General features: G+C 64.9%; 17 protein-coding genes. 9 read left to right on the forward strand and 8 right to left on the reverse strand.

The genetic code is table 11. The annotated features are described in order from the left end of the window. Positions 1-328, forward strand: a 328-nt coding sequence (locus EG850_RS09975; protein ID WP_148097118.1) for a transposase, incomplete at its 5' end; no start/stop codon positions are given. Here EG850_RS09975 and EG850_RS09980 read toward each other — a convergent pair. Beyond that, positions 262-1,389, reverse strand: a complete 1,128-nt coding sequence (locus tag EG850_RS09980; protein ID WP_235829286.1) for a DNA cytosine methyltransferase — start codon at positions 1,387-1,389, stop codon at positions 262-264. The two genes, EG850_RS09975 and EG850_RS09980, sit on opposite strands and share 67 nt — an antisense overlap. A gap of 238 nt (positions 1,390-1,627) precedes the next feature. On the opposite strand from EG850_RS09980, the gene mobF reads away from it, so the two are divergent. Both mobF and EG850_RS09990 read left to right on the forward strand, forming a co-directional pair. After that, positions 1,628-5,251, forward strand: a complete 3,624-nt coding sequence (gene mobF / locus EG850_RS09985) for a MobF family relaxase (protein ID WP_235829287.1) — start codon at positions 1,628-1,630, stop codon at positions 5,249-5,251. 139 nt (positions 5,252-5,390) lie between these two features. Further along, on the forward strand, positions 5,391-5,765 hold the full coding sequence (locus EG850_RS09990) for a sulfate permease (RefSeq protein ID WP_124973052.1): 375 nt from the start codon (positions 5,391-5,393) through the stop codon (positions 5,763-5,765). A gap of 34 nt (positions 5,766-5,799) precedes the next feature. Here EG850_RS09990 and EG850_RS09995 read toward each other — a convergent pair whose 3' ends face one another. The 5 genes from EG850_RS09995 to EG850_RS10010 form a co-directional block, all read right to left on the reverse strand. Next, positions 5,800-6,783, reverse strand: a complete 984-nt coding sequence (locus tag EG850_RS09995; protein WP_124973054.1) for a DNA-processing protein DprA — start codon at positions 6,781-6,783, stop codon at positions 5,800-5,802. 64 nt (positions 6,784-6,847) lie between these two features. After that, on the reverse strand, positions 6,848-7,327 hold the full coding sequence (locus EG850_RS13290) for a hypothetical protein (protein WP_185715025.1): 480 nt from the start codon (positions 7,325-7,327) through the stop codon (positions 6,848-6,850). Beyond that, positions 7,324-7,770: an HIT family protein gene (locus EG850_RS13295; protein ID WP_047692334.1), complete on the reverse strand. Its 447-nt coding sequence runs from the start codon at positions 7,768-7,770 to the stop codon at positions 7,324-7,326. The genes EG850_RS13290 and EG850_RS13295 overlap by 4 nt, the downstream gene beginning before the upstream one ends. Further along, the gene (locus tag EG850_RS10005; protein WP_124973056.1) at positions 7,751-8,236 is read right to left on the reverse strand and encodes a TIR domain-containing protein; all 486 of its coding nucleotides are present in this window, start codon (positions 8,234-8,236) and stop codon (positions 7,751-7,753) included. The genes EG850_RS13295 and EG850_RS10005 overlap by 20 nt, the downstream gene beginning before the upstream one ends. Positions 8,237-8,356: 120 nt before the next feature. Continuing rightward, on the reverse strand, positions 8,357-8,644 hold the full coding sequence (locus EG850_RS10010; RefSeq protein WP_185715026.1) for a hypothetical protein: 288 nt from the start codon (positions 8,642-8,644) through the stop codon (positions 8,357-8,359). Positions 8,645-9,363: 719 nt separating this feature from the next. Between EG850_RS10010 and EG850_RS10015 the strand changes: the two genes are divergently transcribed. The 6 genes from EG850_RS10015 (at position 9,364) to EG850_RS10040 (ending at position 13,057) form a co-directional block, all read left to right on the forward strand. Continuing rightward, complete coding sequence (locus EG850_RS10015) at positions 9,364-9,813, forward strand: GNAT family N-acetyltransferase (RefSeq protein WP_124973058.1); 450 nt, start codon at positions 9,364-9,366, stop codon at positions 9,811-9,813. 226 nt (positions 9,814-10,039) lie between these two features. Further along, positions 10,040-10,315, forward strand: coding sequence for a thioredoxin family protein (locus EG850_RS13770; RefSeq protein ID WP_214609550.1), 276 nt, complete (start codon positions 10,040-10,042; stop codon positions 10,313-10,315). Beyond that, a complete protein-coding gene (locus tag EG850_RS10025; protein WP_124973060.1) occupies positions 10,312-10,641 on the forward strand; it encodes a carboxymuconolactone decarboxylase family protein in 330 nt (109 codons plus the stop codon). Before EG850_RS13770 ends, EG850_RS10025 begins: the two co-directional genes overlap by 4 nt. A gap of 125 nt (positions 10,642-10,766) precedes the next feature. After that, on the forward strand, positions 10,767-12,146 hold the full coding sequence (locus tag EG850_RS10030) for a prealbumin-like fold domain-containing protein (RefSeq protein WP_124973062.1): 1,380 nt from the start codon (positions 10,767-10,769) through the stop codon (positions 12,144-12,146). 156 nt (positions 12,147-12,302) lie between these two features. Continuing rightward, a complete protein-coding gene (locus EG850_RS10035) occupies positions 12,303-12,650 on the forward strand; it encodes a metallopeptidase family protein (protein ID WP_124973064.1) in 348 nt (115 codons plus the stop codon). Between the two features lie 68 nt (positions 12,651-12,718). Next, positions 12,719-13,057 (forward strand): hypothetical protein, encoded by a 339-nt coding sequence (locus tag EG850_RS10040; RefSeq protein ID WP_214609549.1) that lies wholly within the window; start codon positions 12,719-12,721, stop codon positions 13,055-13,057. Here EG850_RS10040 and EG850_RS10045 read toward each other — a convergent pair. Both EG850_RS10045 and EG850_RS10050 read right to left on the reverse strand, forming a co-directional pair. Then, entirely contained in the window at positions 13,054-13,611 is a 558-nt protein-coding gene (locus EG850_RS10045) for a nucleoside/nucleotide kinase family protein (RefSeq protein ID WP_124973066.1), read from the reverse strand. The genes EG850_RS10040 and EG850_RS10045 overlap by 4 nt on opposite strands. Then, positions 13,611-13,931 carry a hypothetical protein gene (locus EG850_RS10050; protein ID WP_124973068.1) on the reverse strand — a complete coding sequence of 107 codons (321 nt, stop codon included), beginning with the start codon at positions 13,929-13,931 and terminating at the stop codon, positions 13,611-13,613. Before EG850_RS10050 ends, EG850_RS10045 begins: the two co-directional genes overlap by 1 nt. Positions 13,932-13,937: the final 6 nt, after the last annotated feature.

The raw sequence follows: 13,937 nt of genomic DNA on the forward strand, positions 1-13,937 counted from the left end.
CCAGCGGATGATCGCCGCCTACCGCCACGAGGACCGCGGCCGGGGCCGCGAGCTGATGGTCAAGTTGATCGCCGACGTCAGCGCCGGCGTCCCGAGGGCGCTGGTCGAGATCACCAAGCTCGGCCGGACGTTGAAGAAGCGGGCCGAGGACGTGCTGGCCTACTTCGACCGGCCCGGCACCTCCAACGGCCCCACCGAGGCCATCAACGGCCGGCTCGAACACCTGCGAGGCTCCGCTCTCGGCTTCCGCAACCTGACCAACTACATCGCCAGATCGCTGCTCGAGACCGGAGGATTCAGACCCCACCTACACCCTCGATTGGGATGAGCCTCTTTACCCCGACCGGCACACATTTCCTGGACGCCCTCGACCTGCCCTTTCACTGACACACCCCGGTGGCACGAGTCAGGTGCCGGGCGGGGGCCGTCGGTGTCGTTCAGGAGGGCCGGTGCGGGCGCTGACCGTCCGGTGATGTGTTCCCAGCGGGTGATGGCGTCGGCGTAGCGTCCCCAGCGCTGAACAGTCCGTCGATCAGGGACCACAGCGTCTCCGATTCGCTTCTCCTGCTCGGTGAGCCAGCTGGCCCGTGGAGTGCGAAGTCGATGATCTGGTGCGACAGTGCGATCGTCCCTCGTCTTGCTCGCACTTGGTCGAGTGTTTCCCCGCCGCGCGATGAGTCCGTCGCCAGTGGGGTGCGGAACAGTGCGCCGCGCGGGTGCGAAGATGCGGAAGCGTTGGTGAGGAGCGCCGACAAGGGAAGCCGGTAGGCCGATCCATCGTGCATCCAGCCGCAGGTCGGCCAGATCGCCGAGAACGGCGCCGAGAGCCCGTAGAGGTCGAGCTGCGTTGTCTCCCAGGTGCCACGGGTCGGATTCCATGCCGGGATGGGTTGCGCCGTCGGGGGTTGCATCGTCGGGGTTGCGTTGTCCATGGTCGTCTCCTTGTGCGGGTGGCCGTGTCGCGGGTGAGGACAGCAGCCCGCGGACGTTCTCGATGACGACCCATTCGGGCTGGAGCACGTCGATGGCCGCGGCCATGTGCGCCCACAGACCCGAGCGCGTGCCAGGCGCGAGGCCGGCGCGCTTGCCGACGGTGGAAACGTCTTGGCACGGGAACCCGCCGATGAGGATGTCCACGGGCTCGACCTGGCTCCAGTCGATGGCCGTAATGTCACCGAGGTTCGGGGCCACGGGCCAGTGGCGGGAGAAGACACGGGCGACGGGCTCGTTGAGTTCGGAGAACCACACGGTCTTGGCGTTGAAGACGTGCTCGACGGCGAGGTCGAGTCCGCCGTAGCCGCTGAAGAGCGATCCGATCTTGAGTTCTGAGTCGCCGCTGGCGTCGAGGTCGTGCATGAAGTCTGCTCCGGTGACGGTCGTCCCCGGCATCCGTCGCTCACCGAGAACTGATGCCGAGCTGGTCACCTGTCAGGTGCACGACTCCGCCACACGCCCGCTGCTCAACCGAGCCTTGAGCGACTCCGCGAGTCGCGCCAATGCCGCCGATCTCTGCTCGCGCCCTCTTCGAGGTCACACGCCTCTTGCAGGTCGAGGGTGAGTCAGGCAGAACCGCAGCAGAAGTCACCGGGTGCGGGTGCTCACCTGCTCGGCAGGAGCGGAGGTGAGCATGACGGTTTCGATGCGCGTGATGTCGGCGGGTGATGGCTACAAGTACCTGCTCAAGACGGTTGCGGCAGCCGACGGGAACAGACCACTCTCCACGCCGCTCACGCGCTACTACATGGAGGAAGGCACCCCGCCTGGTCGTTGGCTCGGCGCGGGCGTAGCGGCCCTCGGCAAGGGCGAGATTCAGGTGGGCGACCGAGTATCGGAGCACCAGCTCCAGCTCCTGATGGGAACTGGCCATGATCCGATCACCGACGAGCCGCTCGGTCGTGCCTTCGCGACCTACAAGAGCCAGGAAGAGCGGATCGAGGCGCGGATCGCCGACCTCGACCCGACGATGACGCCTGGGGCCAAGGGCGAGGCCGTCGCGCAGATCGTTGCCGAGGAGACTGCCCGGAGCACGCGACGCGCGGTCGCGGGCTTCGACTTCACCTTCTCCATCCCGAAGTCCGCGAGCGTGTTGTGGGCAGTCGCCGATGCCGGAGTGCAGGCACTGATCGGCGAGGCGCATCATCGAGCGGTTGCGGAGGTGGTTGCGTTCATGGAACGTGAGGTTGCAGCCACCCGCACGGGCGCAACCGCCGGGGACGGCGCGGTTGCGCAGGTCGATGTCACCGGGCTCATCGCGACCGCGTTCGATCACTTCGACTCTCGCGCCGGCGACCCTCACCTCCACACGCACATCGTCATCAGCAACAAGGCCAAGACCGTCCTCGATGGGAAGTGGCGCTCGCTCGACGGCCGACCGATGCACGCCGCCGTCGTCGCGCTCTCCGAGCTACACGAAGCGGTGTTCGCCGACCACATGACCCGCACCTTCGGCGTCTCCTGGGAGGCGCGCGAGATGGGCCGGGACCGGAACCCAGCGTGGGCGATCACCGGCGTGCCGGAGGAGCTGGTCGCGGAGTTCTCCACCCGCGCCCGCCACATCGACGCGGAGAAGAACCGGCTCATCGACGAGTACGTTGCCCAGCACGGACGCCAACCATCGAACGCGACGATCCTCAAACTGCGAGCCCAAGCCACACTCGCGACCCGCCCCGAGAAGCAGGTCCGATCCCTTGCTGACCTGACTGCCGAGTGGCGAACGCGAGCGAGCAAGACCCTGGGCCAGGACGCGACGTCATGGGCACGCGAGATCACAGACAACGACAAGCCGATGCTCCTGCGTGCCGACGACGTGCCGCTCGACGTGATCGGCGAACTGGGGCGTACGGTCGTCGAGGTGGTCGGTGAGAAGCGGTCGACCTGGCGGCGATGGAATCTCATGGCCGAGGCATCGCGGCAGACTATGGGCTGGCGGTTCGCCACCATGCAGGACCGAGAAGCGATCGTCGCGATGATCGCCGACGCCGCCGAACACGTCTCGCTCCGGCTGACGCCACCTGAACTCGCGGCCTCACCAGTCGTGTTCCACCGCCCCGACGGCACCTCGGTGTTCCGACCGAAGAGCTCGACAGTGTTCACCTCAGAGTCCCAGCTCGCTGCCGAGGACAGACTCCTCGAACGAGCCGCCAAGCTGACCGGTCCGACGGTGCAGCTCGCGACGGTCGAGAAGATCACGCGCAGACCCGACAGCGACGGCCGGATGCTCGGCGACGACCAAGCCGACGCCTTGACCCGCATCGCGGTGTCAGGACGAACGCTCGATGTACTGGTCGGTCCTGCCGGGGCGGGTAAGACCACCGCCATGAACTCGCTCCGCCGCGCGTGGGAAGCCGAGCACGGCTCCGGTTCGGTCGTCGGGCTCGCGCCGTCAGCGGTTGCCGCTCAAGTCCTCGCCGACGATCTCGGGATCGAGACTGAGAACACGGCGAAGTGGTGGCAGAACCACCTTCTCCACGGCACCACATTCGAGGCGGGACAGCTCGTCATCATCGACGAAGCCTCCCTCGCCGGCACCCTGTCACTGGACCGCATCACCCACCTCGCCCAGGACGCTGGCGCGAAGGTGCTGCTGGTCGGCGACTACGCCCAACTGCAATCCGTAGACGCCGGCGGTGCGTTCGCGATGATCGCCCGAGACCGCGCCGACACCCCCGAACTGGTCGACGTTCACCGCTTCACCCACACCTGGGAGAAGACCGCCTCGCTCGAACTGCGTCACGGGCGCACGGCGGCTATCGACACCTACCTCGCCCACGAGCGCATCACGGGGGGCGACGGCGAGGCCATGACCGATGCCGCCTACAACGCATGGCGCGCCGACCGCGACGCGGGACTGGTATCGGTACTGATCGCCGAAACCCACGACGACGTAACCGTGCTGAACGGTCGCGCGCGCGCCGACCTGATCCTCAACAAGACGCTGAATCCCGACCGTGAGGTCGAGCTGCGCGACGGCACCGCCGCCGGGGTTGGCGACACCATCATCACGCGACAAAACAACCGGAACCTCCGCACCCTGGCCGGGCGGGACTGGGTGCGCAACGGCGACATCTGGACCATAACCGCAGTCGGCGACGACGGGACCATCACCATCGCGCGCGACTACGGGACCGGCACCACTGTCCGCGACGACGGAACTATCAGGGCTCGCAGGCGTGGGCGCAGGTTCGGCGGCAGCATCGTGCTTCCAGCGTCGTACGTGGCCGAGCATGTCGATCTCGGCTACGCAGTCACGGCCTACCGCGCCCAAGGCATCACGACCGACACCGCGCACGTGCTGGTCGAACCGACCTCGACGAGGGAGACCTTCTACGTTGCGATGACCCGAGGGCGGCACGCGAACCATGCCTATGTGACGCTCGACCGCGCCGACGACCACGCGCAACCACACCCCGGTGACGACCCACATGCCACCGCGCGAAGCGTGCTCTACGGAGTTCTGCAGCACAGTGGTGCTGAGCTCTCGGCGCACGAGACCATCGTCGCCGAACAGGAACAGTGGGGCTCGATCGCCCAGCTCGCCGCCGAGTACGAGACCATCGCCGCCGCAGCCCAACGCGACCGCTGGGCCACTCTCGTTCGGGGCTCCGGGCTCACCGAGGAACAGGCCGAGAGTGCCATCGAGTCCGAGGCGTTCGGCCCGCTCGCGGCTGAACTCCGACGCGCTGAAGCGAACCATCACAATGTCGATGCCCTCCTGCCGCGCCTCGTGGCCGTGCGCGGGTTCGGTGACGCGGACGACATCGCCGCCGTCCTCCACTACCGAGTCGAGCGGGCGACCGCCCGGCCCGCAGGATCAGGCCGAACCCGCAAGCCAGCACGACTCATCGCCGGCCTGCTCCCACGGGCGCATGGAGTCATCGACGCCGAGATGCGAGCAGCTCTCGACGAGCGAGAGGAACTGATCGAGGCACGCGCCGACGCCACATTCGAAGCCGCGCTCACCGAGAACGCAGCGTGGACGAAGGCACTCGGAACACCGCTCGCCGATCGACGACGAGCCGCGGCCTGGCGCAAGTCCGCACGTGTGGTCGCGGCCTACCGAGACCGGTACCGCATCACCGACGACGCGCCCATCGGTGCCCCGCCCGAGTCGGCCGCGCAGAAGATCGACGCCGCCCGAGCGCGCTCCGCGCTCGACAAGGTACGTCAGCTGGTCGCTGATGAGAGCCGTCAGACAGAGGTCGATCTCCAGGCCGTCAGGCGCGACCAGCCCGGGCCTGGGCGCAGCATCTGACCCTTCCCAATGTCATGACTGGGGCGTAGCCTTGAGGTGAGGCGGATTTCTCCTTACCTTTGGGCCGCTCGCGGCAGACCTTCGGGTCACTCGCCACGCACCGTCTCGACAACGACTCGCGTGTTGAGAGGAGCCCATCATGATCCGCCTACTGTGGACAGCCAGCGCCGAGGTTCGCTACTTCCTGCGTTGCTACATGCCGAGCAACATCCTGCTCGATCTGATCCGCGCGAGGAAGGGACTGAAGTGGGGCGTCCCCGCGATGCTCCTGGCCGGTCCCTACCTGGTCATCGCCTTCTGGTGCACCACACTCATTGAGAACGGCGGCCCAGGATGGCTCCACCTCGTCGTGCTGGTCTGCCTCTGGAACGCTCTCAAGATGATAGCCATCGGCCCAGTGAGCGTCGTTCTCCTCGTAAGGGCTCGCGCCCGTGAATACCGCGAGCAGCGGCAGCAGCGGCAGGAGCTCTCCGAGGATGTGCCACTGGGTGAGCTCACTCGAAGCTCTCGCTGAGTTCAGGCTCCGGCGTCCACCGCTGACCGGCGCGCTACAGCGTGCGCGTCGGAGCAGGCGAAGGTGGGCCGACCTGCTCCATGTCGAGTCGCTCTCGTGACACCTGGCCCCGCTCCACGAGCTTGGCGAGGTCCGAAGTGTCCGCCACCAAGGTCGCGATGCCGTCGCGCAACAAGCGGTGCGGTCCTATGCTGGCGGCGCTCGTGACTGGTCCGGGAACGGCACCGACACGTCGGCCGAGCTCGTCGGCTCGCTGGGCAACCAGCAGTGAGCCAGATCGAGCACCCGCTTCGACGATCACCGACGCGTAGGACAGCGCAGCCATCAGCCGGGCTCGGGCGATGACCCGGTGTCGGGTCGGAACGGCACCCGGCGGAACCTCACTGACGAGAAGGCCGACATCAGCGACGCGATCAAGCAGATCGCGATGGCCGACAGGGTACGGGCGATCGACTCCGTTGGCGAGAATGGCGATCGTGTCGCCACCTGCAGCGAGGGCGGCCTGGTGCGACGCGCCTTCGATCCCGTAGGCACCTCCCGCGACGACAACTCGTTCCTCTGCGGCAACGGAACTGGCGAGTTCCCGAGCCACGTATTCACCGTAGGAGGTGCATGCCCGAGCCCCGGTGATCGTGACGAGATCGCTCATCGGACGTGAGAGGAAGGACGACGTGCCGCGAGTCCACAGCACGTAGGGCGCAACTTCACCAAGATCGTCGAAAGCGGTAGGCCAGTCGTTATCGCCTGGGATGAGTGCTCGAACCCCCGATTGGTGCACCTGGTCGATTCGCCCGGCGAGCTCCCTTGCATCTGGCACCCTGAGGCGTTCGCGCCAGACCTGCGCGTCCACTGGGCTCAGACCGACTACTTCGCGGTCGTGCTCAGCGAGCCAAAGCGTCTCGACTGCTCTGAGCCTGGACAAGATGCGTCCTGTCACCGGGTCATTGGGCTCGACGAGCATGGACAGCACCATCCTCGCGGTGCGCTCGTCGCTCGCAACATCGCTCAAGTTGGCCATCATCGGTTCCTCTCGGCGTTTCACTTACCGACGAGGTACACGGTCGGCCCCGGTTGGGCCGCAGCTAGGAGAGGACGGCGCGGATATAGATGCCGACTCCTATGAGCAAGAGCGCGCCGTAGAAGGGCAGAATCGACCACGAAGACCAAACGCTCCAGGTCGGGACCCATCGGCCAACAACAGTCTTGACTCGCTCACGCCATCCGGCCGACGCCGGTATCGGATCGTCAGCTTCGGATGGGTCGAGTGAGAACTGCGGGACGGCCCGCGTGCCCCGTGCAACTGTGTCGTACAGGCGCCGATAGGCGCGTTCTTGTCGCAAGTAGTTGGCGTCGAGGAACATGAAGAGCACGACCGCAGCGAGTCCGAGCAGAGCTACCGCCCGGGAGTGCTGGATCAGCGCGAACCCATAGGTGGCCGTCGCAACTGGCAGCAGCCACCCCTTCGCGCTTGATGACGCAGCGGACATGCGAGTGACGACTGCCTGGATGAAGTCGAGGTGCTTCCGCCGATCTTCTTCAGAGGGTGCGCTCGACGTGCTCAACTGTTGCTCGCCTTCCGACACTCGACTCTCAGCGCTTCCCACGCGTCGTCCTTCTCCTTCTCGCTGTAGTTGCTTTCGGGCGGCCAGATGTGGCCGATGGGGTCGCCTTCCCAGCGAGGCACAAGATGAATGTGCAGGTGGAAGACAGTCTGGCTCGCCGCACTGCCGTTGGACTGGATGACATTGAGCCCGTCCGGATTGACTGCACGTTTGACCGCTGCGGCGAGCCGGGTTGTTGCGTCAGCGAGCTGTTCTGCAGTGCTTCGGTCAAGCGTCCAGATGTCGGGAACGTGGATGCGAGGGATGACCAGGGTGTGTCCGAGGGTTGCCGGGTTGTGGGGGAAGAACGCGACGACATGCTGATCGCGATAGACCTCGCGGGCATCGGGGTCGTCTCTCTGGACGATCTCGCAGAAGGGGCAGTCAGGATCGTTTGTAGGCATTGTTGACCCAAGTAGCGATGTTCGCCTTGATGTCCGCGTAGACGGCCTGGCTGTTCGATCCGCTGGGGCTGTAGACCGGCACGTAGTCGCCGACGGTGCCGCCGCCCTTGAGCGACACCTTGCTGAACGGGTTCTCTCCGTATGAGTCGGTGTTGCCGTTGCGGTCGGCCAGCCCATGGATTCGGATGCCAACCAGCGGCTTGTGGTTGTCCCAGGCGTGCGCGATCTCGTGGCGCACCCACGGACGGCTGGCAGTCTGAGCGCCAATCAAGACTACGACTGCCGACTTGTAGGCCATCTGATCGGCGATCCACTTCTTGATGGCCGCGTCACCCTTGCGCTTGACTTCCTCCCACTGCTGCGCGTTGAGGATGGGCTGTCCCTCCAACGCGCCCATCTGGATGATCTGCTGCACCCGCCATGCGTCGCGGTCGTAGTGGAAGCTGTAGAAGACTGACTTGGCCATGCTTGACTCTCCCGTCACCTGCGGTCGAGCCGCTCTCGTACCGTCAATCCAAGCCTACGGTGGACCACTGACATTCGAACTTTGATGCGCCCTCGCGCGGAGCCAGACCACCATCCTGCTTCACGACACGCCGTCGATGATCTTGTCCGCGATGAGGCCAGCCTCGACCAGTGCTGCGCGCACTGCCTTGCGGTCCACGCCCATACGGCGACCGATCGCGCGCATCGAGACACCCGCACGGGCGAGGCGAACGGCCTCGGCCTTCTCGTCGATCCCCAACCCCGGTCGGCGGCTTGGCACGTTGCGGCGACGGAGGCGAGCGAACACGGTGGCGCGGTGGATGCCGTACCTCTCGACGAGTGCCTTGACGCTCATCCCGGCCAGGTAGTCGCCGACGAGCCCGTCCACTTCGGAGGCGGTGAGAAAAGTTTGAGCCGTCTCGACAGTCCTTACAACAGGGCCACGATCGTCCTTCGGAGCGCTATCCTGGGGGCGTCGAGAGACCTCGTAGACCCCACGGTCGAGGCGGTTGACCAGGGTTTTTGTCTTGGGGGTGGAGTTGCCGAACGTGCTACTCAGGCACCCCAAGTTTTTTGGCCCCGACTTCCCTGCAAATAGGCGGAAGTTGGGGCCTTACTCGTTGGCTCGAATGGCGCTTTGAGCGCGTCTTGAGCGCTTATGGGGTGGCTGTCACGTCGACCGGTCCAAGCCTATCGCGGCGTGCTCGACCGGGCTTGTTTTGAGCGCATTCTGACTTGCACGAGGCGCATCTCGACGCCAACCACTCATGCGCCTCCTGGGTCCCTGTGCCGAAGACATGGGCCCTAAGGGGCAGGACGTGCGGGCGGGGGCGCCCGCAAGGATCACGCGTGCGCGCGGCGGGTCGATGGCGCGGAAGCCTAATCCGCAGCGTGCGGACCCCACCTCGCGGAACTGGCCGTCCATCTCAACGCCGGTGGCCCCGGCACCAACGACCGTGAACGTGAGCAGTCGGGAGCGGCCGTCGGGGTCGGTCTAGACTCGGTCTCCGCAAGCACCCACAGGATCCGGGAGCGCCACTCGCCGGGGGCGTCGAAGCCCGATGGAATGCACAGCGGAAGTTGGCCTATTCACGGATAATGAGGGCCATGAGCACACGAATGGCTATCCCTGAGGATGCCACGGTCGTCGCGTCCCTCCTCTTCGCGTTCAACCAAGAGTTCGATACATGGGTGCCTCCGATCGACGTTCTCGAGGGGCGCTTCACCCTGCTGTTGCAGCGAGCCGACGTCCTGGTGCTCCTCGCGGATGACCCCGAACCTGTCGGATTCGCACTCGTGACCACGCGCCCCTCCCCGTACTATGACGGACCGGTCGCCACACTGGACGAGCTATACGTCACCCCGGCTCGACGCGACCAAGGCCTTGGCACCGAACTGATCGACCACCTCATACGCGAAGCCCGAGCGCGCAACATTGGCGAGGTCCAGATCAACGTCGACGAGGACGACCTTGACACGCGAAGATTCTACGAAGAACGTGGCTTCACAAACCACGAGAACGGCGAACGGATGCTCTGCTACCTCCGCGAGCTATAGGAACTGCGGCATGATCTGACGGCGCCCGAGTCCGATGGATGCTCCCCCTGCGGGTGGAGGAGTCACGAGGACATCTGCGCCGCATGACCTCCGTTTCTGCACCGGATGGGCGGTGTCTGCCACCGAAAGCGCAGACCACGTGCAGGGTTCGCGAATAGGGTGCCCGAATGACTCTCGGATACTTGGAGGACCAGCCCACGCGCGCCGAAGTTGACGCCATACCGGCATCGTCGCGCTCGAGTTCGGCGCGAATTGGTGCGGGTATTGTCGCGCAGCGCGACCAAAGATTGACGAGGCACTTGCGTCGGCCGGCGAGCTTACGCACATCCAAGCCGCCGACGGCAAGGGCATCCCGCTCGGCCGCTCATTCGGCATCAAGCTCTGGCCGACCGTCGTCGTGCTCAAAGACGGCGTCGAAGTCGCCCGCACCATCCGCCCAGGCAGCGCGGCCGACGTCACGGCCGCACTCCAGCAAGCATCGGCTGAAGGAAGCAACGAATGACCCAACGATTCGAACTCGGCGAACTCGTCCCCGACTTCTATCAGGCGCTCGGCCGCGCCAACGCCGCAGTGGGCAATACTGGCGTCGATCCGCTCATCCACGAACTCGTGAAAATTCGAGCCTCACAGCTCAATGGCTGCGCCTTCTGCCTCGATATGCACATCGCCGATGCCCGCAAGCTCGGCGAGGAACAGCGCCGACTCGACGTGCTCGCTGGCTGGCGCGAAGCGCCCATCCTCTTCAGCGAAGCCGAGATGGCCGCGATCGCCATGATCAACGCGTACAACCGCATTGCGGTGTCGACACGGAAGCCGCCAGCCGCGTAACGTCGCCGGATACTCTCGATCACTTGTGGACGCTCACGTGATTGACGGTGAACTCATCACTTCACCACAGCGAGACCGTGCAGAATCAACCGTTCGAGCATTCCGAGTTGGAGGAAAACAAGCACTTGGCACGTAGAACCGAACGAACCATTGCAAAGGGCATCGCGGGGCTTGGCCTCGCCCTGACGGTGTTCGTTGGTGGTGCGTTGAGCGCGCAAGCGCATCCTGGTGCTACCGCGCCGACCTACTACCTGCCTTCGGAAGCATCGTTCTCTGAGACTCCTACCTATGAGACCGATCGCGCGGCAACGCACACTGTTCCGGGTTCGACGCGCACGGTCACCAACGGGCAGGATTACGACCACTACTGCAAGGCGAATTGGCAGGCGCAGACACAGGTCTCGGGCGGCACGGCTACGACGCCGACCGGCTCGACGATGGCGGTGGCCGGCATGTCGACCGAACCTGCATTCACGGGCAACAACGGCCTGCTCTACCTCAACCAATGGTTCAACGACACGCAGACCAATCCCTATTTCCGCGTCGTGTGGGCGACCGACTTTGCAACGACGAACTCGACGCTCACGATCAAATCAGATGGCACGTGGGTGCCCGGAACGTTGAAGAACGGCAAGGTCAAGGAGTATTCGACCGATGGCGCCAGTCTCGCGCAAGAGTTGGAGATCTGGTCGGGGGCAAGCAAGTACCGCACCTATGACTGGGCAACCTCGACCTTGGGACTGCACAACACGACACCGTACAACTCGACGGAGACGTACCTACCGGGCCCATACCCAGGTGTGAGCGAACACCTCTTCAGCCTCAACCCGACGGTCAAGACAACAAACTGGGCGTACGACTCAAGCCGCCCGCTACAGACTTCGTTTGACGACCCCTACTATCCAGTCGCCGATCAATACGTGCCGAATCTCGACCCCGATGATCCGCACTCGTTTGCGAACGCCGCCTCCTATGACCCGGCCACCCAAACCCTTACCTTCGATCTCGGCGACCAGCCGGCTGGCGCGATGATCGTGATCGAGGTGCCGGGCCTGTCGGCAAACGGTTACGACAAGTCGCGCACGAATGAGACGTTTGGCGTGACCGCGAACTTCACGGGTGACTATGTCGGACTGGATGCAACGAACACGGTCTGCTATCCGGTTGAGGTGACGTGGAACAACGTTGACAGCGACACTGGTGCGGCGCTTACCGGCGGACAGTGGGCGCTTGAACCAATCGCAGATACCGCGCAAGTCACGGGCTCAGCCGAGGCAACGAGCGATACGGGCAGTTTCGCCATCCGCAATGACGTGCCCTTGGCACCTGACGAGCCCGGTGGCTTCACGCCTGGCACCTGGTCGCTGCGCGAGGTGTCGGCGCCAAGTGGCTATTTGCCTCGCAGTGACGCACATGAGTTCACGGTCGATTTCAAGAACCCGACCGTGGATCTTGGCGAGATCGGGAGTGTGGCTGAGCCGGTGGCGCCGCGGAAGTTTGGGTAGTGGGGGTCGGTGGGGGTCTCGATACGCTTCGCTACTCGACCAACCAAGGGAGGGATGCGCTACCCGACCAGCCAAGGGAGGGGTGCGCTACTCGACCAACCAGGGGTGAGGCACCGCTCGACCAGCCAGATTGGTTAGGTAAGTATGGTGGGCGGCATGGAGATGGATGCGGACGACTTCGAGCGCCTGGTCGTAGATGAGCTCGATGCCCTGCCCGACGAGATGGTTGACGGACTCGACAACGTCGTCTTCCTCGTTGAAGATCGGCCCGCCGACGGCTCCCTCGACCTCCTCGGCATCTACGAGGGCTTTGATCTCACCGAACGCGGCAACTACGGCTACGGCGAACTCCCCGACCGCATCATCCTGTTTCGCGAACCGCTACTTGCGATCTGCGAGAACGAGGATGCACTGCGCGAAGAAGTGCACATCACCCTCGTGCACGAGATTGCCCACTACTACGGCATTGACGACCATCAGCTTCACGAACTCGGTTGGGCCTAACGCGTCTCAAGCGGTACCTGCCGGTGGTTCGTCGCTCCTAGACTGTCGTTTGCACTATTCCCAGGCCAGTGAAGGGCACCTACGTGTCGATGCAACCGCAGTACCAGTACCAGCAGCCGTACCCCGTTCAGGGTGGCTACGCACCGCCGCAGCGCACCGAAGACTCGGTCGGCAGCTGGATGCTCACGATCTTCTTGCTCGGCATCCCGGTGGTCGGCTTCATCTACGTGCTCATCCTCGCCTTCGGCGCTGACACTGGCGCCAAGAAGAACTACGCCCGCGCGACCCTCATCTGGATGGCCATTGGCATCGTGATTTCAACCATCATCCTCGTGATCATGCTCGCGTCGGGTGCGGCGTTCTTCAATTTCTACGTCGGCTCGTCGAGCCCGTCGAGCTCGCTCTAAAACGCGAATCCGCGCTCACTCAGCAGCGCCATCAGTTCGTCGACACCGGTCGCCGGCCCCAGGATGAGGTCGGCGAGCGTCGGTGACCCCTCGGCCGCGTAGAACGCATCCTCTTGCTCGCGCCAGGGCGACCACCAGGCATCGTCGCCGTCGCGCGCCCGCGCTCGCGTGCGGCGCAACGATTCCTCGCCCTCGAGCCAAATGGCGAGGTCGGCCAGTGGACGCGAGCGCCGCGAGATGGCACCGCATCCCTCAATGATGAGATTGCCGCCGGCCGCGAGTGCACCGGCCGGCTCAAAGCGATCCTCGTGCCAATTCCAGCGGCGAAGCGCGACGCTCTCGCCGCGAAGCCACGGCTCAAGCACCTCCGAGACGATGGCCTCGGCACCGGCAGCCAGGCCGTTCCAGCCCGGGTAGTAATCCTCAACGTGCACGAGCGCGGCGCCAGTGCGAGCAGCAAGTGCACCGGCAAGCGAAGTCTTGCCAGCACCAGACCGGCCATCGATGAGCACGACGGCGCCCGAGCCGGCCGCCCGGCTCGGAGAAGCCGACACTAGCGCTTGAGCGTCTTGATGAGGCGAATCACCGCGCGGCTCGTGACCCAGACGAGCGGCGTCACGGCGCAAACCAGCGCGATGAGGTTCGGGCGAAAGCGCACGCCATAAGCGTCGCTTACGTAGACACCAACCGGAACCGACACACCACCGAAGCCAGATCCGCTCTGGTTGTGGTCGTCGACACCCTGGCCGCCGCCACCGGCCCACATCGCGACCGGCACAACTTGCTCATTGCCAAGCTCAATGCGCTCGCCATAGGCGAGCTTCACGCCGAGTCCGTCGGTGGCTGCTGGGATTCCCTTGATGCCTTCGCTCATGCCCTC

The organism is Gulosibacter macacae (assembly GCF_003865375.1).
In the GTDB taxonomy this organism is placed as follows: domain Bacteria; phylum Actinomycetota; class Actinomycetes; order Actinomycetales; family Microbacteriaceae; genus Gulosibacter; species Gulosibacter macacae.